21 protein-coding genes are annotated in these 22505 nt (G+C 53.1%); 6 read left to right on the top strand and 15 right to left on the bottom strand.

Going from position 1 to position 22505, the window contains the following annotated elements:
- Positions 1-9 precede the first annotated feature (9 nt).
- The 4 genes from H7F38_RS07740 to H7F38_RS07725 all read right to left on the bottom strand — a co-directional run bounded on the left by H7F38_RS07740 (position 10) and on the right by H7F38_RS07725 (position 4115).
- Positions 10-729: a phage minor head protein gene (locus H7F38_RS07740; protein ID WP_187093573.1), complete on the bottom strand. Its 720-nt coding sequence runs from the start codon at positions 727-729 to the stop codon at positions 10-12.
- A 29-nt stretch (positions 730-758) separates the two neighbouring features.
- The gene (locus H7F38_RS07735) at positions 759-2210 is read right to left on the bottom strand and encodes a hypothetical protein (RefSeq protein WP_187093572.1); all 1452 of its coding nucleotides are present in this window, start codon (positions 2208-2210) and stop codon (positions 759-761) included.
- A 107-nt stretch (positions 2211-2317) separates the two neighbouring features.
- Entirely contained in the window at positions 2318-3703 is a 1386-nt protein-coding gene (locus H7F38_RS07730) for a phage terminase large subunit (protein ID WP_187093571.1), read from the bottom strand.
- Entirely contained in the window at positions 3684-4115 is a 432-nt protein-coding gene (locus tag H7F38_RS07725; protein ID WP_187093570.1) for a DNA-packaging protein, read from the bottom strand. Before H7F38_RS07725 ends, H7F38_RS07730 begins: the two co-directional genes overlap by 20 nt.
- 266 nt (positions 4116-4381) lie before the next feature.
- Between H7F38_RS07725 and H7F38_RS07720 the strand changes: the two genes are divergently transcribed.
- On the top strand, positions 4382-5500 hold the full coding sequence (locus H7F38_RS07720; RefSeq protein WP_187093569.1) for a hypothetical protein: 1119 nt from the start codon (positions 4382-4384) through the stop codon (positions 5498-5500).
- A gap of 3 nt (positions 5501-5503) precedes the next feature.
- Here H7F38_RS07720 and H7F38_RS07715 read toward each other — a convergent pair whose 3' ends face one another.
- Positions 5504-6064: a hypothetical protein gene (locus H7F38_RS07715; RefSeq protein ID WP_187093568.1), complete on the bottom strand. Its 561-nt coding sequence runs from the start codon at positions 6062-6064 to the stop codon at positions 5504-5506.
- A 128-nt stretch (positions 6065-6192) separates the two neighbouring features.
- The gene (locus H7F38_RS07710; RefSeq protein ID WP_187093567.1) at positions 6193-6528 is read right to left on the bottom strand and encodes a hypothetical protein; all 336 of its coding nucleotides are present in this window, start codon (positions 6526-6528) and stop codon (positions 6193-6195) included.
- 112 nt (positions 6529-6640) lie between these two features.
- Between H7F38_RS07710 and H7F38_RS07705 the strand changes: the two genes are divergently transcribed.
- Positions 6641-7237: a hypothetical protein gene (locus H7F38_RS07705; RefSeq protein WP_187093566.1), complete on the top strand. Its 597-nt coding sequence runs from the start codon at positions 6641-6643 to the stop codon at positions 7235-7237.
- A gap of 10 nt (positions 7238-7247) precedes the next feature.
- On the opposite strand, the gene H7F38_RS07700 is transcribed toward H7F38_RS07705, so the two are convergent.
- A complete protein-coding gene (locus H7F38_RS07700; RefSeq protein WP_187093565.1) occupies positions 7248-11933 on the bottom strand; it encodes a glycosyl hydrolase family 28-related protein in 4686 nt (1561 codons plus the stop codon).
- A complete protein-coding gene (locus H7F38_RS07695; protein ID WP_187093564.1) occupies positions 11933-12298 on the bottom strand; it encodes a hypothetical protein in 366 nt (121 codons plus the stop codon). Before H7F38_RS07695 ends, H7F38_RS07700 begins: the two co-directional genes overlap by 1 nt.
- Positions 12299-13429: 1131 nt before the next feature.
- On the opposite strand from H7F38_RS07695, the gene H7F38_RS07690 reads away from it, so the two are divergent.
- On the top strand, positions 13430-13813 hold the full coding sequence (locus H7F38_RS07690) for a hypothetical protein (protein ID WP_187093563.1): 384 nt from the start codon (positions 13430-13432) through the stop codon (positions 13811-13813).
- 173 nt (positions 13814-13986) lie between these two features.
- On the opposite strand, the gene H7F38_RS07685 is transcribed toward H7F38_RS07690, so the two are convergent.
- The 3 genes from H7F38_RS07685 to H7F38_RS07675 all read right to left on the bottom strand — a co-directional run bounded on the left by H7F38_RS07685 (position 13987) and on the right by H7F38_RS07675 (position 16305).
- Positions 13987-14220 carry a hypothetical protein gene (locus tag H7F38_RS07685; protein WP_187093562.1) on the bottom strand — a complete coding sequence of 78 codons (234 nt, stop codon included), beginning with the start codon at positions 14218-14220 and terminating at the stop codon, positions 13987-13989.
- Between the two features lie 618 nt (positions 14221-14838).
- A complete protein-coding gene (locus H7F38_RS07680; protein ID WP_187093561.1) occupies positions 14839-15330 on the bottom strand; it encodes a hypothetical protein in 492 nt (163 codons plus the stop codon).
- Between the two features lie 639 nt (positions 15331-15969).
- Positions 15970-16305, bottom strand: a complete 336-nt coding sequence (locus H7F38_RS07675; RefSeq protein WP_187093560.1) for a hypothetical protein — start codon at positions 16303-16305, stop codon at positions 15970-15972.
- Positions 16306-17903: 1598 nt separating this feature from the next.
- On the opposite strand from H7F38_RS07675, the gene H7F38_RS07670 reads away from it, so the two are divergent.
- From H7F38_RS07670 to H7F38_RS07660, 3 genes are all read left to right on the top strand, one after another.
- Positions 17904-18224, top strand: coding sequence for a hypothetical protein (locus tag H7F38_RS07670; protein ID WP_187093559.1), 321 nt, complete (start codon positions 17904-17906; stop codon positions 18222-18224).
- 72 nt (positions 18225-18296) lie between these two features.
- Positions 18297-18668 (top strand): histone-like nucleoid-structuring protein Lsr2, encoded by a 372-nt coding sequence (locus tag H7F38_RS07665; RefSeq protein ID WP_187093558.1) that lies wholly within the window; start codon positions 18297-18299, stop codon positions 18666-18668.
- 62 nt (positions 18669-18730) lie between these two features.
- Complete coding sequence (locus H7F38_RS07660; RefSeq protein ID WP_187093557.1) at positions 18731-19099, top strand: Lsr2 family protein; 369 nt, start codon at positions 18731-18733, stop codon at positions 19097-19099.
- 73 nt (positions 19100-19172) lie between these two features.
- On the opposite strand, the gene H7F38_RS26550 is transcribed toward H7F38_RS07660, so the two are convergent.
- The 4 genes from H7F38_RS26550 to H7F38_RS07640 all read right to left on the bottom strand — a co-directional run bounded on the left by H7F38_RS26550 (position 19173) and on the right by H7F38_RS07640 (position 21315).
- Entirely contained in the window at positions 19173-19289 is a 117-nt protein-coding gene (locus tag H7F38_RS26550; RefSeq protein ID WP_187093556.1) for an HNH endonuclease, read from the bottom strand.
- Between the two features lie 521 nt (positions 19290-19810).
- Positions 19811-20167, bottom strand: coding sequence for a hypothetical protein (locus H7F38_RS07650; protein WP_187093555.1), 357 nt, complete (start codon positions 20165-20167; stop codon positions 19811-19813).
- A 112-nt stretch (positions 20168-20279) separates the two neighbouring features.
- The gene (locus H7F38_RS07645; RefSeq protein WP_187093554.1) at positions 20280-20486 is read right to left on the bottom strand and encodes a hypothetical protein; all 207 of its coding nucleotides are present in this window, start codon (positions 20484-20486) and stop codon (positions 20280-20282) included.
- A 238-nt stretch (positions 20487-20724) separates the two neighbouring features.
- Positions 20725-21315, bottom strand: coding sequence for a hypothetical protein (locus H7F38_RS07640; protein WP_187093553.1), 591 nt, complete (start codon positions 21313-21315; stop codon positions 20725-20727).
- Between the last annotated feature and the right edge of the window lie 1190 nt (positions 21316-22505).

Genomic DNA, 22505 nt, shown 5'->3' with positions numbered 1-22505 from the left:
ATTGTGGCGTTATAAAGAGGGATCGTCAACGCCGCCAGGGTTGTCCGGGAAGCCAGTGATGTCTGGGGGGCTGACTTCATCTCGCATAATGGCGACTTTGATACACCGACAATAGATGTGGATTGGTGGTTCCCAGGTGTTGTCATCTCCCGTGAACACTGATCCGTCGAGATCAAAGCAAATATTGCAGGTCCTGGTGTCGAGCACAGCCGACCACTGGTAGGCGTAGATGCGATCGGCGTTGGCCACGAACGAGTCGGTACGGCCGCGCGTCATGGCCTGCATGACGGACACAGCACCGGTCAATGAGACCTTGCTGTCGAAGAAGGTGGCGAACGCTTCGGAGAGGCTATCTAACGCACGCTGGATGAAGTTGGTTTCATCAGTCGGCTCGTCGCCCTGGTCGTCGCTCAGTTGGTTCTTGCGCAGGTCCTTGAGCACCTCAGCCCGGACGATGAACAGCAGATCGCTCATCTGCTTGTCGGTAATCGTGCTGGCCAGCTGGTTGATCAGCGTCGTGCTGTCACGCTTGGTCGCTGAAGCTGACGCCTTGAGCTCATCCGCTGCTCCCTTCTTACCGAACTCGTACGCGTCACGCATCTGGCGAGCGATCAGGTCGCGGTACTCCCCCGTGTAGCCGAAGCTGAACGATGACAGGGCACGGAAGTCACGAGCCTCCAGGAGTGGCTCAAGACGCTTCAGCGCGTCCGTGGTGATCTTGTCGTACACAACGTGGACATCAGCGGTGAACTGGGCTTCTAGGGCATCCAGTCGGGTTTGAATCTGTCGGAAGTTGACCCGCTTCTCAGCGCCGGTAAGCGCTCTGGGACTTTTGGGATGACGCCGGCCGCCTCGTCCGACTGGTTGATGGGTTTGCTCACTGGCTTGGCTCCCGGTTTGGCATCTGCTCCACCACCTGCCGGTGCTGCGACTGTCTGACGAATCGGCAGCGGGTTGCCTTGGGGATCAACATCGATGCCCATGGCCTTGGCCGCTGCGATCTTCTCCTTGGCCGCATCGAGCACGTCCTGGTGCAGCTGCTCCATGTCGAAGTCGAGCGTCTCGGCGATCCGGTCCTCGATCCCCTGCTTGATTTCGTCACTGACGACGCCAGAGGTGACCATCTGCGTGAAGGCTTGCAGCACGAGATCCTTGGCGTCAGAGGTGATGTCCTGGAAGTGCCACTCTGGATAGGCCGGATTCACGAAGTTGAGATCGATCAGGTCTGGGATCAGGTAGTGGTTGATGTGGTCCTCGATCGAACTCATAACACCCTTCAGCGCGGTCAGCAGGATGTCGGAGTGATCCTTCGACAGTGCCCATGAGCCACTCTTGGATCCCGTACCAAGCATGAGGAACTGCGCTAGAACGGAACGCGCCATCTCAGCGTTGTGATGCTCGATGAGCGGTAGCGCGTCCATGCGGCCCTTGGCAGAGTCGTATGGCGTCAGTGTCAAGACGTCAGGGATGTAGGCAGTCGTACGTACCCCACCAAGCTTCTCGACGTTGCGCATCGCTCGGTCTTTTTCAGGCTTGCCATAGTTGCTCGGGCCACTGAGGACCTTTGGAGGTACAGCACTCGTCTGAACCGATAAGTTCGCAAGGTAGTAGAGCTTGTGCTTGAGGACGTAGTGGTAGTGCGCAGCCTTGAACGCTGACTCGCCGTATAAAAAGTTCTTGTCTTTGCCGTAGGTGTAGAGCATCGTCTTCCAGGCCGGCATCTCAACGTCGTAATAGACGCTCTTGAATGTCGTGCGCTGGTGAGCGCCACCGTAACCTCCATCTTGAGCACGAATCAAAAAGACTGTACGAGAATCGCGATTCGCAAGCTTCTTGTAGACGATCTTGCCTTCGCTAGAGATCATGTAGACCTTCTCGAACAGCGCAAAGCCTTCGAGGACAGCTTGAAGCATCTGCCCAAGGATGATCGGCATCGGGATCTCCATGCCGCCCTTGTGAGGTGGGTTCAAAAGCACGCGGCGAATGAAATCAGCCTGCTCCCCGTTGGCATCCTCTTCATCGGCTGCTATGGTGTACTGACTGGCCAGAATCGGCATAGTCAAGATGCTGTACATCGAGGCGATGGTTCCATCGTTCTGCCGCATCTTGATGTAATCGGCCGGCGTGAGGTTATCGCTGTTGGCTTCTGTGTCACCAAATCCACCCAGTATGGACTCTCCCGAGACACCAAGTTCGGTAGAGCCACCCATAGGAATACGGTCGTTAGAGTTGCCGTCCGCGAGGCTTACTAGATTTCTAAAGCGGTCAAGCAATCCCAATTGAGGTAGTTCCTGTTTATTTTAGTCTATACGACACGCTACTCGTCGTCACTATCTAAGTCGTCCCAACTACCTGAAGTCTCAATGTCAAGGGCTCCAGCCTCCAAAGCTTCACGCCATCCCATGACAACAGCATCAGCAAAGTCAGGTGACCGGCCAAGCCGTTTCTTCATCTTGGTCTTGGACTCCACGATGAACTGCTTATCGGTAACTTCGTACGTGTGGGCCAGGAGGTCGCGTCTCAGTTCTTCTACCCATGGGCAGTGCTTCCAGATCTTCAGCTTGCCCTGTGTACCGGCCTGAGCCATCTTGTAGTAGCGCTCGGAGCGCAGCATGTCGTACTTCGGCGTCTCGTCCTCGTGCAGGTCTGTGGACTTCTCACCGCTCTTAAAGCTGTTCACGTAGTAGCCACGCCGTCGCATCGAGTCGACAACGCCACCACCATTGCCCACAGCATCTATCCACACCTGTTGATAACCAACGAGATTCTTCTGCATGTACAGAATCAGCTCGTCAGCGATCAGATCGGAGATTGGTGCTACGTCGCTTCGATCGACCTCTGGCTCCAGCAGGTCGGTCAGGGTATCCCCTATGAACAGCGAGAAGACGGTCTTGTCGCTGCCTTCACGGCTCACGTCAACGCCGATGGTGCGTTCGCCGGCCTTCGGTACGGTCGCCACCATCATGCGGTCGATGACGTGGTTGGGGAACAGCGCGTTGGAATCATCCACGTAGTCCCAGTTGCCTTCGACGTAGCGCTTCTTGAACTGCATCGGCATACGGTCCAGGGCTTCGAGGTACTCCTGGGAGTTGTGCGGGTTGTCCTTGGGGAGCGATGGGATGAACAGGTGGTCGGTTGGCAGAGTGCCCTTGATCCAGGGGTTGTAGAACCGATCCTTGACCCAGTTGTCCGACGGGTTACACGTCATCAGCACGAACTGGGGCTCGCCGTTGCGGTTCTCCCTTCCGACGCGAGATCCCACGATGTCGACACCGTCTTGGGCGACCTCGTTCACCTCGTCGATCCCGGCAGCCGTCAGCTCCAGGCCCTTGACCTTATTGAAGTCAGGGTCCTTGGTCTCGTCCAGCTCGATGAAGTAGATCGTCGTGCCGTTGGTGAATTCCCAGTACATCTCAGACCGGTTGACCCTGTAGTGCACACCCTCGGTCAGGCCATACTCAAACGCCACCTTGCGGAACGTCTGGTACGTCGTCCGCTTAAGTACCGTCAGGTTCTTGCGGAAGATGCCGTAGCGAGTCCGTGGGAACTGCATGGCCATCGAGATGAAGATCTGCGCCAGGCCGTAGCTCTTGGCGGTCGAGATAGCTCCACCAGTGAGGATGTACCGCATGCCGGCCTTGATGGCACGGATCGCCTCAAGCTGTTTCGCTGTGGGCTGGATTCTAAGAGTCGGTGTCGCCACTCTTCGCCATGTCGATGAACGCTATCGGAGCGCCATCCCTACCGGTGTGCTCTTGAGCTAATTTGTCCTGGTAGCCGTGCTTGCCCAAGACCAGCTTGGCAATGGCCGAGTTGTAGTTACCAGCAAGACCATTGTCAATTAGTCTCTGCTCTTGCTCAGCCAGGATTTCGTCTAATATGTCCGAAAACTGTGGATAAGTCTCCGCCCAATCGTAGACCGTCTGCCGTGCGACCTTCAGATAGATCGCCAGTCCAGCTACACTTGGAAGCTTTACCGTCCAAATCACTTGACCGCTATTGCCCGTGCGGACTACTTCCTTGGTGTCCACGCACTGCTTCAGATACCCTTGCGCCTTCTTGAGTAGCTCAGGGGTGTATTTGGTTGGCCGTCCGCCAGGATGCTTGTCAGCCATCAGTCTTGTACCGGTGGAGTTGGCTGAGGCTTAGGTTGTGACTGACGCGTGAGAACTGGTACGTCGGAGATCGTGATGCCACCCATGAAAATGCCTTGTTACTTCTTCACTATAACACTGACCGCAGATTTGTTCCCCTTGTATCGTTTAGGAAGAATTTGCTTCGTCTAGCGGCTTTTCGATGACTTCCAGCTTGGAGCGAAACGGACGGTCTCGCAATCCTAGGCTATACTCCGCACTACCGAAGGCGAAACAGGAGGTAGCCGTTGACGATTTACGATGAAGAAGAGCTTGACCGGCAGAATACGTACGTAACTAAGCTATTTCAGGATCTCATCGCGACGACTGTGGCGATGAAAAGGGTCTACCTAACTCCCAACGAAAACGGTGCGGTGCACGAACTCGACGGCTATCGCAATGAGTTCATCGCAGATCTAGTCTTCGTCGTGGGACTTGCGCAGAATACGGTGCCTCTGGCGATAGCAAGCATCAAGCGTCACGGAGCATACCCGACGAGCGAGATTGAGGCTTTCGAGTCGCTAGTCACAATGCTGCGGAAACTTGAATACGGGTGCGAAAACGAGCTGAACTTGGCAAGAATCAAGCCGCCTGACATCACCAGAAAGACGATAGCCGAGTCAATCATCGATGTAGCGACAGCCGTTGGTTTAGTGCTGGGTCAGACGGAAACACCAGACCTGCAGCTGAATGCAGAAATAAACGAACTCCTGCAAACTCTACGCCGAGCGAAAACAACAGTCGAAGGCCGTCTTGGCTCGTGGAACATTGTGCTCAGGACATTTAATCTTGCAAATACCGTTGATGAAATAGCAAAGTCAGCCGAGATTGCTCGCGAGGGCGCTAATGAGGCATCAGCTGCTGCCATAACTGCCAAGATCGCTGCTAACGAGGCTGGACTTGACACTATCTTCCGCAACTACAGGGAGATAGCCGACGACGAACTGAAATCAGCAAAGTATTTCAGGATCGCTGCTATAGCCCTGTTCGTTCTTTCTGTTGCCGGCGCATGTTGGATCGTGTATTCAGCACTCGGAAAGGGCAATGACAGCGTTGCTACTGACCTGACTCGACTGACGGTAACTATCCCGCTTCTAGCTTTAGCGCTGTACCTAGCCCACGAAGCAAACGGCCACCGAACCGTTGCGCGTAGGGCACGCGAGTTTCAAGTTCGTCTCCAGACCGTTGGTGCGTACTCGGAGTTTCTATCGGACGATGAGCGCCTGGCGATTAGAGCTGAGGTAGGTCGCTCGGTCCTAACCGGGCCGGCAATGCTTGGTGTTGGCACAGAAAGTGAGTTCGCAAATAGCCAGCAGATCATCGAAAAGTTCATCGATGTAGCCTCAAATGCCAAGCCGAAGGAGTGAGCACTAGCTGGTGAAAATTGTCGGGGTATACGTAAACCCCGGACTCACCTGTAAAACCACGTCTTTGGGGTCTTTGACACCGAATCCCACTTTGTACGCTAAAGAACGCCCCGGCAAAAGCATCGTCTGATTGGGTGCCGAGAGGCCGGTATCGAATATCTGCGTGGCTGCCAGGTTGCCGCTCTGAATGGTTTCCGTCAGCAGAATCGGGTTGAAGTTGGCCCTGGTGCCGTTGGTGATCGTAACCTCCAGCATGACGTAGCTCTTGAAGGTACTCGTCGTTGCGTACTGGCTTGGAGTGTACGGCGCCGGCTGACCGACCTTAATCGCCAACCCGCTCTCGTAAGTCACTGCCGGACCACCGAGCTTATTGGTCGTCTGTCCAGACGCTGCTGGTGATGCTGACGGTGCTGACGAAGCCGCGAGTGCCAGCGATGATGCTGCATGTGCTGCACCAACCGATTGCGTCACGGTGACGGTAGATGCGACACCAGCTGCTGTGACGGTGACCGTTGCGCCGGTTGCTGCGGTTCCTGAGCATGCAGCCAGGAGGACGGCTGTCATGACTAGACCCAGAACCTTGTAGCGTCTCAATTTGTCTCCCCATTAACGGTAGTGCACGGAACGTGGAAGTGGAGCGTAGCGCATGGGAGCAAGGCTGCACGACGATGGATAGAAATTTAACCTGCCTACTACTTCTCGGTCTGCGCTACCTCTTCGTCACGCTGGTTGAGGAAGTCGTCAAGCCGGCCGCTGAGGAGTGGGTTGAGCACCGCCAGGCCGCGTGTCTGGATATAGGCGCACTCCACGTTCGAAAGGTCTGGCGTCCATGAGTCCCATATCTTCTTGCTGATCTGATAGATCTGCTGCTTGTCCTCAGGTGTCATCACAGCGCCTGGTACTTCGTTGTTCAGTGCAGCGTTGATGACCTGGCGAAACGTGACGTTTTCAGTCTTGCCCTGATCATCAAGCTGAGTGATTGGCTTACCTTCGTAATCGCTGACAGTAGTCTTGAGCTTGATCTTCATTGCAGAACCTCGTTAATGGGCTCATTATAAAGCAGTTTGGAACTGCTGTAACTACCTCCATCTGGTAGGCTTCGCGCATGAAAATCAACGACGCCGAACAGCGACGCGTCTGATGGCCGAAGAAACATACTTCGACGGTTTTTTCATCCAAGTCGGTTTGATTTCGAGCCTACATGGCGGGAAGGAACGCTTCTACTCGGAGTTCTTTGCTCAACTGCCGTCCGGCCGCGGTGATCTAAACGAACTATTGAAAGACCTTGAAGCTATTGCTTCATACGAAGAGGACGGCCAGCGGCGGTGGCATAGTTTCAAATCGGAACTGAGTCGCGGGCATCATTCGTGGGGCGCTGACGCTTCAACCGTAACCGGGCTTATCGATATAGCAGCTGGCATCGGTATTACGAAAACGCTAGAGGGCATTGTTTCGATTATTCGTAAGTACGCCTCAGATCGTAAACAGCAAGCGGTTCCCGACTATACTGACGACGAGCTAGTAGGACGAGCCAAGATGCTTATCGTCCGACGCTACAATCACTTGAACCGAACTCTTAACCTAAAAAGCTTAGAACGCTCCATTAGCGAGCGCGATAAAGCGACGGTTACCTTGATCACTGATACGAACGAGATCATCAGTCTCAAGTTTCAGATTGTGGAAGGAGTTGCTGTTGTCGAGTGGGTACACCGGGAACTCCCGCTTCCCAGCCCGTAGCATCAGTTTGCTAAGTGATTGTGAACGTCTTGGTCACGCCTGCGATTCGCATCTTCAAGTTCGTACCGTCATACCAGATGTCTCCGTCGTTAGGGGTTGTGGGGGCTACACCAGCCGGGATATTCAACGAGGAGGTAGTTGTACTGGAAGCTCCTAGTATAAGTTTATTACCGTTTGCTAACTTCTGTGAACCAGAGGAAATCGTAAATACGGGACTACTACCACCTCCGATATACCAATTGTGGCTTATCGCGCCATAGTTAAGCTTGAGCCAAGCCACGCCCTCACTAATTGCTTGAATGTTCGTTGTAGAGTTAGTCGAGTCATACCCTAACTCAAGTCCGCCGCCTGAATAGCCGCGGTTACTATAGTTATTACCCATACCAGTAAAGCCACCACTGAAAACTGTGTAATTGGTATAATTTTTTGCCCCACCAACACTTTGAGTAGTCGTTAAATCAACAAAGTTTTGCGTCGATGAACCTGTACCGCCATTTAGAATTGACAATATTCCAGTTACACCAGTAGTAAGAGGTAGACCAGTAAGGTTCGTAGCGACACCCGATGCAGGCGTGCCAAGTAAAGGCGTAACGAAATTCGGCGAGGTTGAGAGAACAATGCTACCCGAACCCGTCGAAGTCGTAGTTCCCGTCCCACCGTTCGCTACCGGCAATACACCCGTCACATTCGTCGTCAGCGTGACAGTGCTTAACGTGCCTAGTGAGCCCAGGCCCAGGTTACTTCGAGCAGTAGCAGCTGAAGCGAGGTCCGACAGGTTGTTGGCTGCAACCAGCTGGAGAGCGTTTGAGACGCTTCCTAGGCCTACGTCGGTACTCGTGAGGGTCACAGCACCTGTGCGGCCGGCTACGGTCTGAACGGGCGCAGCAAGAGATGCAGCACTCATGAAGTCAGAAATCGTAGTAGACAGCTGGGTGCCCGTGTGGTTTGCCCGAGCCTTCGCGACAGTGCTACCGGCGTCTGAGTAGGCGGTCGTCGCGAGTTGAGTAGAAGCTGTTCCTGGAGCTGCTGTTGGTGCTGTAGGTACCCCGGTCAATGCAGCTGAGACAAGCGGAGCCTTTGCTGCTAGGTCAGTGGTCAAATTCGTGATGGCAGTTTCCGGTATCGCAGTCAATCCAGAACCAGAACCCGTGAACGAAAGAGCTGTTAGCGATCCACCGATATATGATGGGCCGGCGCCAGCTATGTGCGTGACAAACGCCGTGTTCGTTGCTGGCTGACTGGCCGTAGTTCCGATCCCGTTTATATCGGTGTATGAGTTCGTTGCTGTCGTGTAGTAAACGCTCTCAGAACCGCCGGTAGTGCCTCGGTACACCTTGTACGAGCTTGCACCTGTCACAGCTGTCCAGGCCAAAGCCACGGACGATGTTGTTCCTGTGGTTGTCACCACCGATTCACCGCTGGCCATGGTCTCGCCGGTCGCGTTCAGCGCTGTTACCACGTAGAACTTCTGCCCAGCTGGCAGCGTGCCACCCGTTGTCGACGGCGTGAGTGTCGGCTTGGCCGGCTGTCCTAAAGCAATCATGTAGTGGTTCAAGGTGCCAGCAGTGTTCACGTTGCCGGTCATCATGTAACGGTACGTGGCGTTGTTCTGGATCACCGTTGATCCAGAACCGATACTAAGACCGTAAGCTTGAGAGCCGTAGTTGGGCTGACTTAGCGGATCGTTGTAATAGACCGGGTTGTTGATCTTAATGTCAGAGGAGTTATTTATGACGTTGATACCCGAGTAAGTGTTGCCAGCTTTCGTTGGAGCACCCGTGGCATAGAGAATTCCAGATGGGTCGGTGAAACTGTTGTTGCTGGCCTTACTGTTTGTCAGGGTGGCACCCACAGTACCGTCAAACACAATACCTGACCCAAAGTTCTGGTCAAAGGTACAGTTAGTCCAGACGTTGTTATGCGACTGATAGTTGTAAAACCCGGTATCAGCGTGCCCCCAGGTTAGTACTTGATTGAAAGAGTGATTTCCCACGCCGCCGGACGATGTTACGACCCCCCGGTATGCGCGACCAATGTCGACGTTCGACCACAGCGAGTCGTAGCAGTTGAAGTCGAGCTTGATGCCGACACCGTTGGTTATGGAGCCGTTATCACCTTGAATATTAATAAAACGTGGCTGAGTAACGTTGTTACCGCCACCACCCATATATATACAGTTGTTATTGTAGAACTCAAACTTGACACCCGACACAACTGGGTTACGACTGTAAGAACAACTTAGGAGTGCAGCCAAAGTCGTGTTGTTGGCTGTATTACCATTGAAGTAGAAATCGCGTAACTGGTGATCGTGAGCATAGCCAGTTGGGTTTGCTGCCGTGTTGCTCGTCGTAAACATGTAGGCATTAGTACCGGCTTTGAGGAATAGCTGAGTGCCGAGGCCGACACCTTGAACGATGACGTTGGTGTAGTGCGTGAGAGCGCCAAGAACAAAGATACCTGCCGGGAACTGGACAATGCCCCCGCCCGCAAGAGAAGCAACGTTAATAGCGGCCTGTACAAAGGTAGTACTATCAGTTGTACCGTCGCCCTTAGCACCGTAGGCAACAGGGTTGAAGACTTGGCCGCCTTTATCTTGTATCGGTGAGAGGACAGCGCCACTGTTATAGCCAAAGTTACCACTGATCACACCTGATGGTTGGGTTGTCTGGAAATAGATAGGAGACGCTCCGCTTCCTGTTACTCCGTAAATGTCATTATCCTTGATATTCAGGTTGTCGATATAGGACGCATCCCCCACATATATTGGCAACGCATAATTCTTACCGTTGGCATCCATTTGGTTATGGTTAATATCAATATGGTTGGAATTGAATGTCGATGTGGCTCGGACTGCTACGGCCGATCTGTTCCACGCATTGCCCAACCCTGCACCACGGTTAAAGTCTGAGAATGTGTTACCTGTCACAATCCAGTTGACCCCAGATGTAATGTCAATTGCCGATCCATTCATATCGGTGAAATTATTGCCCGTAATAGTCCAGTTGAATGCTTGACCGTTGGTCGCCATACCCACGATTCCGGTATTGATGCTCCCAATCGCCAGAGTCGAACTGAAATGGTTGCCGGTAATAGCTACATTACTGATGCCAGAAGTGAGTGATGACGACCACGCCTCTGCCAAGATTGCCTGAGAGTTGGCTACCGTTGCCAAATTAAAAGAATTTCCGGTGATGCTAACGCCATCAATCGCTACTAAGTTGCCGTTGACAGTCTTTGTGTCGGTGTCAGAGAAATTAATCATGACAACGTGAGAGTCATAGAAATAGTTGCCAAAAATTTGGATGTCTTCACAATAACCGTAGGATATTTGGTTCCCAATCTCAATAGACGATGAGTAGATCTCGTTTGCGTAAACAGAGGCGTGTTTGACTCCTTCTAGTCTAATTGAGGTGTCATTCCCGTGAGATACACACCGAGACACCTTGATGCCACTAACACCCTGACATTGGACGAGGTCCTTGCTGCCATAGGTGAGAGACCCCGAATAGTCAACGCATTGGTCAACCCAGATATTGCTAGAGTTGGTGAATGTGTTGGATACATCAAACTGCTCAAACCGGCATTTTTCGACTGTTACCCCATCGACGTATGCGCAAGCGATTGCATATGTGTTACTGCGGACTGCTGTTCCCAGCGGCGCAGCCAGCACACCACTAAAGAAGAGATTACTAAATCTCACGTTCTTGACGTACAGGCCTGACGTCCCGGTAACTTGAACCACTCGGGAATAGGTGCTGTTGTCAATAACCTTGATTACGGTTCCTTCACGGCTGTCACCTTCCCAAGATATATTACTGAAGGTGGTTAGGCTTTCTGGACTAACTAGATAAGGTCCAGCCCCTGGAAAGCGTATTATCCCGCCGATCGTTTTTGCGGCGTTGATGGCACTCTGGATTGCGGCTGTATCGTTGGTAATGCCGTCACCAACTGCTCCATAGGCCTTAACGTTGAACACCTGGTTACCCTTGTCCAACAGAGTGCCAGAGTTGAATGTCTTTGCCCCGGTGATGGTCTCCGCGCCGGCCTGGTGGATGACCAACGAATCGTTGGCCTTCGTGGCCTCAACGCCTGTGGCGCGTGCTGTCTCCGCCGTAACCGAAGCACTCGAAGCTTTCACGGCCAGGTCGCTCGTTAAATTGGCTATATCAGCCTCTGTGAGCACAACGGCACCAGTCCTCCCTGCAACCGTCGTAACCGGTGCGCTCTGCAACGCTGTGTCAGCTTTGCCAAGGCTCGTCTGAGATGAAGCGTCGAGGTCTGTGCGTGGGATACCGCTACCAGGTTTCACGTACTTGGTGGCCTCAGCTGTTGTAGCCCTGGTTGTCTCGTTTGTGATCGCTGTGGCGTTTGTCGTATCAGCGTTCGCCCGCGTCGTGGCCTCAGCGGTGATGTTGGATTGAAGCGTGCTGTCAGCCGAGGAACGACTGGCGCCTTCTGACGCGATGGCGGCCGCCTGCGCTGGACTCACCGGCTTGGCACTGTCCGACGTGTTGTCGACGCTTCCCAGGCCAACATCGACTTTCGTCACGGTGACGGACGACCCGGTATGACCGTTGACGCTGGTGACACCTCCAGGCCCGACTGGCCCCTCCGGTCCTGCTGCACCAACCTCAACGGTGACATTCACGCCGTCGAGCTCCACCGCTACATCAACCAGATCAGCACTGTCGAACATCAGCTCGTCGCCTTGGTTACGTCGTCATGGACCGTCAGCTTGCCCTTGAGCACTGTCTTGACGTTGCCGGCCGCGTCTACCCACTGGAGGTCGTAGACGTACGTGCCGAGCCCCACAGCCGTGTCTGTGTGAGTCAGGGGGACCATGGCGATACCGCTACCCATTGGGTCGCTGTAGCTGAGTACCTTCTTAGCGATGATGGCCGCGCTGTCCAGATCCGACGAGTTGATCTTGGCCGTGAAGAAAAATGACGACCCAGTTAGGTTCTTCGGTAGACCCGTCACTTTGTCTTTGAACGTCAGCGTGATCGTCTCATCGTCGCCGCGGTAGATGTCCAGGTTCTGGGTTGTTGGGACGGCTGCCATAGATTCACCGGTTATAACTTTAATTATGGTTCGTTCGGCAACACATGTCGAGGACCACCGGCTATACTGCGCAACAACCCAAGGAGGCGCGAGTCGTGTTTCAATTGACACCAATAGAGATAAGTGGCGCAGCACTCGTCGTCTCTGGTCTTACCGCGCTCTACTCTCGGCGCACCTTCAGACGCGCTAACGCCATCATCCGGGCTAAGGTCGACCTCGTGAACGACGGTTCTGAGACATGTCACATGCTACTTAAAATTGTGGTTTCAAATCGTGGCCTAGCCGAAGTAGATGTAAACTCCTTTGGCCTTTGGAACGCGGGTCGGCTGTTTGAGGTGAAGCCGGACGAGGTTGATCCTTCGACTGGCGGAGCGACATCCCGTATCAAGTCCAACCAGGACCTAAGCTGGACCATCGACCTTTACACAGCCGTCATCGAACACGCTGAATTCGAGGCCAGTACACTTAGCCAGTTCGATCCGAAGTTCAATCGAGGCTCTTTGTTATTCAACCAGCGAAAGCTTTGGACTATGTCTTCAATAGCCTTCGGCATTCTATTTCGAAACCTCAAGAGGCGTGCGCCTATAAGAGGCCGCATCGTTATACAGCTAGGTGGTTCGAAGGTAGCCATGATACGAACTACACATATCCACCGAGAGTTAAGTGCATACATGCATAAGGCTTATCTTGACGCTCTACGAGCTATGCATTTGTTGGATGTCGGCGACAATATTACGCCATCCGACACACATGACGGGATGACAAATTAACGCCGCACTTCGTACACGGCACGAGCCGGCGTCGCTGGTGGGCATTACCAAAGGCCCACTCACGAAAGAGCGGGCCTTCTGCCTCTGGGACGGTAATGGTGTAGCTCATCATCCCTGGGCGGCTGATGGTGATAGCAGAGATCTGGTTGAACGGGTAGCCGGCACAACGACCACAGATGCAGCTGCCTTCACCGCGACACTTCCCGTAGAACTTCACTGCTTCACCTTCATACAGACACTATGCGGTAAGCAGTTGGCGCTGTCCATCCTCGTCGATCAAGCGTTCGATCAGACTCTCACTCAGCGCGCTCGGTTCGTAAGTGTTACCTTCGTGTCCCACTGACCAAGAGGAGACTTCGACATGACGCTCAAAGACCGAGCATTGCAGGCTTACGACAGCACAATGCGTGGTGAAAGCGTAGAAGCGATTGAGGCGCTTGGGTTTGCGAACGAGCTCATGGAGCAGCGCATGGCCGCATGGATGACAGCAATGGGGCTATCTGGCGAGACTGTGACGCCGAAAAACGTTGTTGTTACCTACAGTCTAGGTGAAAACGACCAAGTAGATTGTAAAATATTTTGGGCCTTACCGATCGAGGATTTGCTATTCGAAGCAACGAACTATGTAGATCGGCTGAATGTTACGCTTGATCAGACAATGGTATCTGTTACTTCATTGCTACAGCTCGGCAAACTGCTCGCGAACCTCGCCTTGAGTGCACAGCAGCGAAAAAGCAATTGGTAAGTATTAGCGTCTAGGCATATCTGGATACTTCTCGTAGGTTGCCTGGCGAATCAATCCGTTCAGCGTTGTGGCTTCGTTAATGGCTTGGTGGCTGAGCCAGGTGAGCTGATGGTTCGTCCAGTAGACGGCCCTGGGCTTGACCTTGTCCGCTGTAGGGAGACGATTGAGAGAGCTCATTGCTTCTCCTTAAGTTGTAATTCGTCATAGCATTTAGCACATTCCAACGAATGACGGCCGTGTACCATTTGCAACACCGCTGCCTCCGCTTCACGTAGTGCGGATTGGTAGGCTTTAACAACTGAGACTGTCGTTTCTCTTATTGTCCCTAGTGTTGGATTGAAATTGAGGACGAAGGCTGCCATGACTATTTGTACCTTCTCTTCAAACGTTGGTGTCGTATCATTCATGATTCGGTTCCTTTGGTGAGTTCCTCGATGCGTTCTCTTAACGTTAAATTGACGATCTTATGGACGAGACCTACTCCGCAACTCATTTCATCCGGAAATAATAGGTTAAGTTCATCTATCCGAGCCGCTACCTTCGCCTCTCGTAGCTCGGCTTGGTGCCACTCTGCTACGGCAACAGCGACCTCATAGCGGCTCCGCTTATCGTCGATTATCCGCAGTATAGTAGTAACGTCGGGGTTGCCGTTGCGGTCGATATCTTTAAACGTTGGTGTCGTGTCGGGTTGTGCTGGACAAAAGTGAGTTCCTATATAGCAAGTCCCTATACCATTTTTTACGGTACATCGAGAATGGTCGGGTTGTGTCATTTGGTGGCTCCTAATCTAGCTTCAGCATCAGCAATTAAGTTATCTATTGCCCCTTGGCTCAGATTCGAGATTCTCTGAGGGGGTGGGAGTTTAAACCCTTTGAGTTTGAGCTGGCAGTAAACGTAAGGGTGAAACTCATCAACGGGACTGGTTAAAGCGCCACATTCGGTGCAGATGTTATTTTCCATGAGTATCTCCTTTTATAGAGGCAATAACTTGGTCAATCAGCTCCTCTAATTCGCCGTGGCTGTATCTATAAGCTTTGGTCTGGCTGTTCTAAGAGTCGGGTCAGTACTTCTATTACACGTTGGTCAGAAGCGGCGAGGATAGTGGGCATATAAGCCGCTACAACGTAATCCTGTCCTGTACGTTCATCTACCCTTTTAAATCCATCTATAACTGCACTGGTATAAAACGCACCAAGCGTACTCTTTACCGTTGCCTCAAAGCTGTCGTCCTCTGGTATACTAGGGGTAACAACTTCGGTTGTATTCTGGTGGGTACCTGAAACCTCGTTCTTTGGAGCGGGGTTTTTGGTGTCATCCTTAGTCTGCCGAATATCGCTAATATGCATAACGTTTCCCTCAAAATGACCAATAACCTCTGTCTTCGTATCCCCATCTATGTCGGTGCCTAGCACTGCGTCATCCTTGCCTACGGGTTGGCAATCAATATCGGGCGAGTGCGTTCCGCCGCATGTCTCACAACCAAACTGACGCATATCAATTGTGCTGTGGTTATTCATGGTTGGCCTTCTTTGCTCCATAAAGTGGATTGTTGACAAACTCTACAGCGGCATAACGTACCTGATTAATGTTTAAGTCGTGGCCGTCAATCGCATAAACTCTAAGAAAATGTTGCCAGGGTGTTTCCTTGTCGTCTTTGCCTACGGGTTGCTGAGGTAATGTGGCATACAACGGCGCTTGGCATAACTGACAGTGCGGGTTTACTTCGACTGTCCAGCTTGTTTCGCGGTGGCACGTTGGGCAAACCAATGGTACTACGATCTCTACGGGATGCTGGGGTGAGTCAGTGAAGTAGTCACAATTGCACTCATCGCACTTATAGTGGTGTACGTATCTATGAGAACTTAGATCATGGTCACAACAAACGCATGCTTCGGGTGTTTCACTTTTCGGTTGCTGGGATGAAGTAAACTTTTGAAAGTAAGGACAGGTGCAACCTAAAGCTCCGCAATCATCGTCGAAATTGTCTACTCGATGGTAAGAAAGAAGATGTCCACAAATACAACTTTGTGGTGTCTCACTCTCTACTTGGCCGGTAACGTGAAATGCGTTTGGACAAGGAGTGTGTTCGCGCCATTCGGGGTTATAGTTCCAACCATAGTCGCAGTGGCTGGCGCACGTCTTATCGTCTTGGTTGGTCATACTTGCACCGCCGGCCGGTACACCGCCATCGGTCGCTTGTGGCAGACACGGCGCGCGCTCTTGCGGTACTCCCCCGTGAGAACGATGAAGCCGTCACGAATGGCCTGACGTATCACGGCACCCAGCGCGCGGGGTTCTGGGGTCGCTACATCCATCTTGGACAGCTCGGCATGGACCTGGTCCGTGGTGAAGCTCGTAGAGCCCTGACCCAGCTTGATGACGATCTTGGTGGCTTCGTGCATCCAGATGGCGCTGGCGTGAGCAGCTGCGCGGTCGATAGCCTCAGCGGTTGATTCTGTGGGCGTAGAACGTTTGAACAGATTGAGCTTCATAGGTACCTCTAATTAATGCGTAACTTGCGCGCACAACCCCACGGCTTATAGCCCTGGGTACGCCAAACACTGGCAGCCCAGCGGACGTTGAATTCTGCGTTGGCCAGCAGCTCAGCGGACGGCCTGGTGGCTGCGAGAGCGCCGTACCGATTGACCTGGAATACTCCCCAGCTGTCGTCGCCGGTGGCAGGGTTCCAGTTGTGAGCTGATAAGTTCAGGTTCGATTCGCACTTGGCGATGGCCAGCGCATTGCTCCATTGAGAAACCGGGAAGTACTGGCGGATCAGGGACTGAACGCTTTCGTTTCCGGTGGCTACCGTCGTGACGACAGGAGCAAGCTGGCTTAGTTTTTTGACGTTGACGCGGCCGGGACGGACTTGAGCAGCTCTTGCGCGACGTGCTGGGCACTTACTGCGACTTGCGCGTCGTACTTGTGCATGAGGTAACTACCTACTGCTGCGCCGGCCAAAAGGATGTTGAATACGATCAAGGACGTGACTGCGATCTTCTTGAAGTGGTTCATTTTGTGTTTCCTTGTTTCGGGTCTCGCGCCTGGTGCTCATTGAGATAGGTTCTGATGTTGTCTAGCTCCGCTCTTCGGCGGGGCGACCTCGGTACCAGGTGTGAGACTCGAAACGTTATATTTGTTTACTTGCTCGCTTTCTTGAGCTTGATTTAATACTATAGTATTATTAGTTGAATGTCAATACTTAAGTTATACACAGCTTGCTACATGAATACGTTGATGCTATCAGCGAACCTGGATACACCTGGTTCGATAGTTCTTATATGACTCAAGCGACCGAGGCCGATGCCAGCCAAAAGCACGCAGAAGTAGCCAGGGTAACTGAACCAGACGCCAGCCTGTAACCGAGTCAGGTGAGGCCCGACTATTCTTAGAGCCAAGTAGTCAATAAGACTGAAGAGCAAAGCAAGACCGATCAACAGGATGCCCGACTTTATATATCGGCGATGGTCTTGCTGGACAGTCGGAAGACGCCCACTAACTCGGCGATGACGGGTAACCAGGCGATGACGGGCGACTATCAAGAATACCCAGAATAAGGCGGCGACGATCGTCGCCGAAAACCAAAACAACGTACCTGGCGTGCTGAACATGTCTGTCATCACGCGAGCGTACAACAACAGCCTCTGCTAAGGAAGTAGCTTGGCCCGTTCCTGGAGCATCAGAAGCGGTCGGACACAACCAAGGCAGTACTGACCCTGCCGATCGGTCACGAGCTCCGTGACGTCCCTGCAGTACGGGCAGAAGATAATGCTCTTAGTCGGGGGTAGTCTCTTCATTCATCATAATGTTACTTGACAACTCCAAACTTTGCGAGCGTTCGCCTTTTCTGTGTTCGGTACTCACAACAATCATTTGACGATAGCTGTTTGTTCGGGTGTTGGCCCTGAGCCGGCTTCGGCTGCTGCAAGTCACGAAAAACATAGCTTTGCAACATTCCGTATCCAGCTCGGCAAATCCTTGTTATATAACGTTGCTAGGCAAACGTCAATCACTACCGACCGAACATAATTGACGTGCTCCCCGTCCAGGCGCAGATTGTATTCACTGCCCCTTTACAAATTGGAGTCCAATGGACTGTGACGAATACATAGACGAGAACTGGACCGTTCAATGTCACGCCAACCCAGAGTTCATCGGCTTGAGCCGCGGGAGTAATTACTGGCTCTACTGCCGCAAGCACGCCAATCGGGCAACGGACTACGAGGTGATGTCCCCGTTCGTCCGCTTAATCGGCCACGGTTACTGGCTCTCGTGCGATAAGGTCATGGGCGCTCGCATCATGAAAGAAGACGGCGAGGAGGAACTGGATGTGCTGCATGCATTCATTGTTACTGAGCAACAAGTATTGAGCTTGGTCACCCTGGAGCTTTGGTTCATATTTCCGCATTGACTCGCTGAAGGAAATAGACGAATGTGAAAGGGACCATTCCTCGACGCCCAGAAAGGGCATGCCATGAAGCAAGTGACCATCCTGGACGATCTTGATCAGTCCGTAGACGCGACCACGCGCACCTTCAGCATCGGTATTCGGGTGTACCAGATCGACCTCACCGACGCAAACTTCGAGAAGCTAGAGAAGGCCGTCCTCCGCTTTGTGAAAGCTGCTCGGGACATCACACCGGTATCCCGCCGGCCCAACCACGACCCGTACGACGGCATCGACCAGGGCGTAGTCCGTGAGTGGGCCAAGTCGCAGGATCTGGAGGTCAACGAGAAGGGACGAGTACCGCTCGACCTGGTCTACGCGTACAAGCGTGCGCTTGAAGCAGACACAGTCGACACTGACGCAGTAGAGACACCTGATGATGGTCCGTCCGAGCTACACGCGGTTTGAGACCCAAAGACCCCCGCAAGTCGTAGAGACTTTCGGGGGTTCTCTCTTGTATAGTGGCCTGCATGGCAGATAAGACAGTAACTACCCGGTACGACGACATGGACGACTCAACGGAAGGCATCGAGCGCTACTCGATCTCGTTCCTCGGTAAGGACTACGAGATCGACCTGGGGCCGAAGTCAGCCAAGAAGCTGCTGGACACGATGGACCTCTACTTGCCGAAGGCCCGTGAGCTCAGCGGACCGCCTGCCCGACGTCTACGGGCTTTCCCAGCGACTACATCCGAACGAAAGCCGAGTGGCTCCGGCTTCAGCAAAGAGGAGTTGCAAGCCGTCAGAGCGTGGGCGGCACAGGAGGGCATCACCGTGGCTCCGAAGGGTCGAATCAAGGCCGAAGTGTTGGCACAGTACGAGGAAGCACACGCCTCATAACCGATCAAAAAACCAGTCAGACCCCGGAGCTTGGTTGCTCCGGGGTCTGACTGGTTTTGTCACGGTGACGGATCTAGTTGGTCTTGCTGCCCTTTGCCACGTTGCACAAGTAGTGACTCGGCTGAAGGTTGCTGAAGTCGTAGCGCAGATGGGGGGCTCGCGACCTGGGGATGATGTGATCAAGACTCACATCGCTGATGTGGACCGGGAACGGGCACAGAGCGCACTGGTAGTAGTCCCCATCGAAGTCGGGAGGGTGGAACTGAAACCATTCCTCCCTTGTCTTCAGCCATAGCCTGTCGATAGGTGTTCGCGACGACTTCCTGCTTCGTTTCGGCTTCTGAAACCGATCGAACAAGTCGCTCACTGCGATGGGCCACGCCTTGATGCTCTACCACCCTTGGCTCCAGCTACTCTGGCCAGCTCGGGGTAGAGGACGAAGCCACCGCCGCGTGACTTTGCACCACCGGATTTCCCGATTGTTCGGTAGTAATCTTCGCCATATCTGATCTTGTTTGTGATTGAGGCTTTTTTGCCACCGTCTTTTGTCCCTGCCATTTCGCTAATCCTTGTTTATGCTTTAATCTGTGTCCGTTTATGTCCTTGATCAGAGTCGGCCTACGATGCCAGCTAGGATCAATACGAGTCCGCCAACCAGGAGCGCGTAGCCTAACCATTCCCAAGCGGTGGTTTCATCTTCATTGTTTTCCATCAGTCCAACTCCTGCTTAAATCTATCGATAATTCTATCCAGCTGTGCTCGGTAGTACACCTCGAACGGCTGCTTCTGGCTTGTCTTGGTCTGCCAGACTACAAACAGCACACCCCTCAAACGCTGGCCTGGGCTTTTGGTCTCCCCCATGTCAAAGTCAGCTTCAACTATCGGGATGTCCTCAGCGGTGATTTCGTTCGGCTTCACCAAGATCCAACCTGGCTTACGAGCGAGACCAAAGAGCAAAGCCATCTCTGGCGGACTGACCTCCTGGACGGCTACGTCGAGCTTGATCGTGCCGTCTACGAGGGTCTTGACCGACTGCACGATCCCTTCGGCCTGAAACAAGCCGCTCATTGGGCACCGCCTGACCGCGTCACGGCCGAGATGAACCAGTAGAGCTGGTAGTGCACGATGAGGTAGGCGATGGCCGACAACATCACGGTGATGATGATGGGGAAGGGACGGATCATCGTCGTACCTCCAACTCGCCGCCGAGGTCACGCAGCTGGTCGAGAAGCAGATTCTCGGCCTGAACAGAGGTTTTTCCGATGCCTGATACGTAGATTGTCAGGCCAAACTTGATCGGACTGTCAGGATGGACGTACTTGGCCAGATGGAGCTTGTGCGCGTTGACCACCGTGGCGATGAACTGCGGGTTGATGGTGAAGCTCATGTGGTTGCCCATCGCCCGCGCTCGTACTCGTCCTCGCCCTTGAAGGCGAGGCGGTTCTCGATGACCATGTCGTAGACATCGACGGGAAGAGGGCACTCAGACACCCGGCATACGTGAGAGCGCAGCAGGACGCCACAGATGCGCTTGTCGTAGGGCTTGTACTGATGAACGTGCTGTTTGGCCGGCGTCCAAGTGTAGGGAGTGCCTACACGGACGCCGGGAAGCGTTGGTGCTCCCATTAAAACGGTATATCCGACAAGTCGATCTCACGCATCATGTCCGCTTCCGTCGAGATCCGGTCACGTTGCTGGTCAGGTGCGACAGCGGCTGTAGATTCGTCGTCTGCGCCTGGCTTTGGTAGTGGCTTTCCGTTGTGAGCGTCGACTAAAGGGATAGCGTTCTTGATCGCCCCCACGAGGTCAACAGAACCGGCTAGGACCTTCTGCTCGTCGGTCAGCGGGATAGCCTTAGGAGAAGGCACGATCGCATACTCGGTCTGCTTGCCAGTCCCCTTCCGAGTGATGGTGATGCCGTAACCTTGTGGATCGCCGTACTCGTCGTCGGCGGCGAACGCCTGGAGGTTCTTGAATCCGGTGACGGGCAAACGCAAAATCTGAGCAACTGGTTCAATTGGAACGGTCAGGTTGATTACGACCCAGGCGTATCGAACCGATAGACGTTCCTCGCCGGTTTCCTTGTTCTTGTACAGGTCTTGAAAGATGTAAGGGGCCGAGGCGATACGTAGCTTCGTGGGCTTGTTGTCTTCGAGAGCTAAGAAGACTCCACCAGTACTGGGCGCTTCGTAGTCTTTGTAAATATTGTCTGACATGGATTTGATTACCTTGTTGAGTTATTTGGTTCGTTCTGTGGGTCTACGTGGATAACGCCGGTCATATGAGGGAACATAGCCTTGATTTCTAGGACCTTGGCGTCGATTCTAGCGAGGTTCAAAGCGCGAGCTTCTAAATCGGCCTCGTAGACCAAGCCGGTGTCGTTACACCACTGACATTTACCGAGAAGTCCAGAGCAGTTCGGGCACGGTACGAGCGATTCGCCCATCATGATTGACCTCGCTCTGATCTCAGACGTTCTGTGGTCTTCTTGAATTTATCGAACACGGTCAAGAGCCTAGCCATCGGATCGCCGCTGAGCATCGACTTTGATCGGCGCGTGATTCCATCGATTGGGATGTAGCGCTTGTCGCTAAAAGTTGGTGGAAGAGGTTGCAGCATTAGTTTGCTCCTCCCGTCAGGACCAGGTAGATCCAAACGATGCCAAAGATCAACGCTACGAGGCCGGCAGCAGCGCTGAGAGCCGCAACCTGTTGCCAGATCAGCATCTGAGACACTCGCTTGTCGCGTCGGGCCTGCTCTGCCTGCTCGTCAAGGCGTCGACGTTCGGACGTCCTTGCGGGCTTTACTTGATATGAATTATTAGTGGTCATGTAGTATCTCCGTTACTGATACCAGTATCGCTTATATCGGAGACGGAGTCAATACCTTTTTCGCTTATCCGCTTAAAAGCTTTGTTTCGACAACTGCTGAAACGCGGCAATCTCGGTGGCTTGTATAGTGTTGAACTCTAGTTCCATACGATCTCCTGACTATAATAAGGGCTTCGCCCTTGTAGCCTCGTTATATTCCTGGTACGTAGGGCAAGCCTAGTAAGGGGTAGGTTGTCGGTGTTTCCAATGTTCTAAGTCCCGCCTGTAAAACGTACAGGTCGTGCGAAGCGTCGTATCAAGTTAGAAGTGAGTTCTTTAGCTGTGGTGTTACTAAATCCGTGGAAAAGAGTTAACCCCTCGCATCCGAAGATTTGAGGGGGTGTCCCGTTACCATTCAAGCATAGCAAAGCCAGCCAGAATTGCAATAGGTTTTGCTTCCCTCTAGCTGTTTCTTGTAACGGAACAGCTACTAGCTATCCTCCCCCATAGTGCTCATGGTGTCAATACCTAATGAGATTTGTAGTCGTACCGCTTTGGCCTTTCGACTAACTACCCTCAAGCTCAGAACCAAAGCT

The organism is Nakamurella sp. PAMC28650 (assembly GCF_014303395.1).
Lineage (GTDB): Bacteria > Actinomycetota > Actinomycetes > Mycobacteriales > Nakamurellaceae > Nakamurella.
This window is presented reverse-complemented; position numbering and strand designations above follow the sequence as displayed.

What these genes read in the sequence shown, in the direction of transcription:
- H7F38_RS07735 (WP_187093572.1), bottom strand. Translation starts at nt 2,210, where the DNA reads ATGGGTGGCTCTACCGAACTTGGTGTCTCGGGAGAGTCCATACTGGGT.
- H7F38_RS07725 (WP_187093570.1), bottom strand. Translation starts at nt 4,115, where the DNA reads ATGGCTGACAAGCATCCTGGCGGACGGCCAACCAAATACACCCCTGAG.
- H7F38_RS07715 (WP_187093568.1), bottom strand. Translation starts at nt 6,064, where the DNA reads ATGACAGCCGTCCTCCTGGCTGCATGCTCAGGAACCGCAGCAACCGGC.
- H7F38_RS07710 (WP_187093567.1), bottom strand. Translation starts at nt 6,528, where the DNA reads ATGAAGATCAAGCTCAAGACTACTGTCAGCGATTACGAAGGTAAGCCA.
- H7F38_RS07705 (WP_187093566.1), top strand. Translation starts at nt 6,641, where the DNA reads ATGGCCGAAGAAACATACTTCGACGGTTTTTTCATCCAAGTCGGTTTG.
- H7F38_RS07700 (WP_187093565.1), bottom strand. Translation starts at nt 11,933, where the DNA reads ATGTTCGACAGTGCTGATCTGGTTGATGTAGCGGTGGAGCTCGACGGC.
- H7F38_RS07695 (WP_187093564.1), bottom strand. Translation starts at nt 12,298, where the DNA reads ATGGCAGCCGTCCCAACAACCCAGAACCTGGACATCTACCGCGGCGAC.
- H7F38_RS07690 (WP_187093563.1), top strand. Translation starts at nt 13,430, where the DNA reads ATGACGCTCAAAGACCGAGCATTGCAGGCTTACGACAGCACAATGCGT.
- H7F38_RS07685 (WP_187093562.1), bottom strand. Translation starts at nt 14,220, where the DNA reads ATGAATGATACGACACCAACGTTTGAAGAGAAGGTACAAATAGTCATG.
- H7F38_RS07680 (WP_187093561.1), bottom strand. Translation starts at nt 15,330, where the DNA reads ATGAATAACCACAGCACAATTGATATGCGTCAGTTTGGTTGTGAGACA.
- H7F38_RS07675 (WP_187093560.1), bottom strand. Translation starts at nt 16,305, where the DNA reads ATGAAGCTCAATCTGTTCAAACGTTCTACGCCCACAGAATCAACCGCT.
- H7F38_RS07670 (WP_187093559.1), top strand. Translation starts at nt 17,904, where the DNA reads ATGGACTGTGACGAATACATAGACGAGAACTGGACCGTTCAATGTCAC.
- H7F38_RS07660 (WP_187093557.1), top strand. Translation starts at nt 18,731, where the DNA reads ATGGCAGATAAGACAGTAACTACCCGGTACGACGACATGGACGACTCA.
- H7F38_RS07650 (WP_187093555.1), bottom strand. Translation starts at nt 20,167, where the DNA reads ATGAGCGGCTTGTTTCAGGCCGAAGGGATCGTGCAGTCGGTCAAGACC.
- H7F38_RS07645 (WP_187093554.1), bottom strand. Translation starts at nt 20,486, where the DNA reads ATGAGCTTCACCATCAACCCGCAGTTCATCGCCACGGTGGTCAACGCG.
- H7F38_RS07640 (WP_187093553.1), bottom strand. Translation starts at nt 21,315, where the DNA reads ATGTCAGACAATATTTACAAAGACTACGAAGCGCCCAGTACTGGTGGA.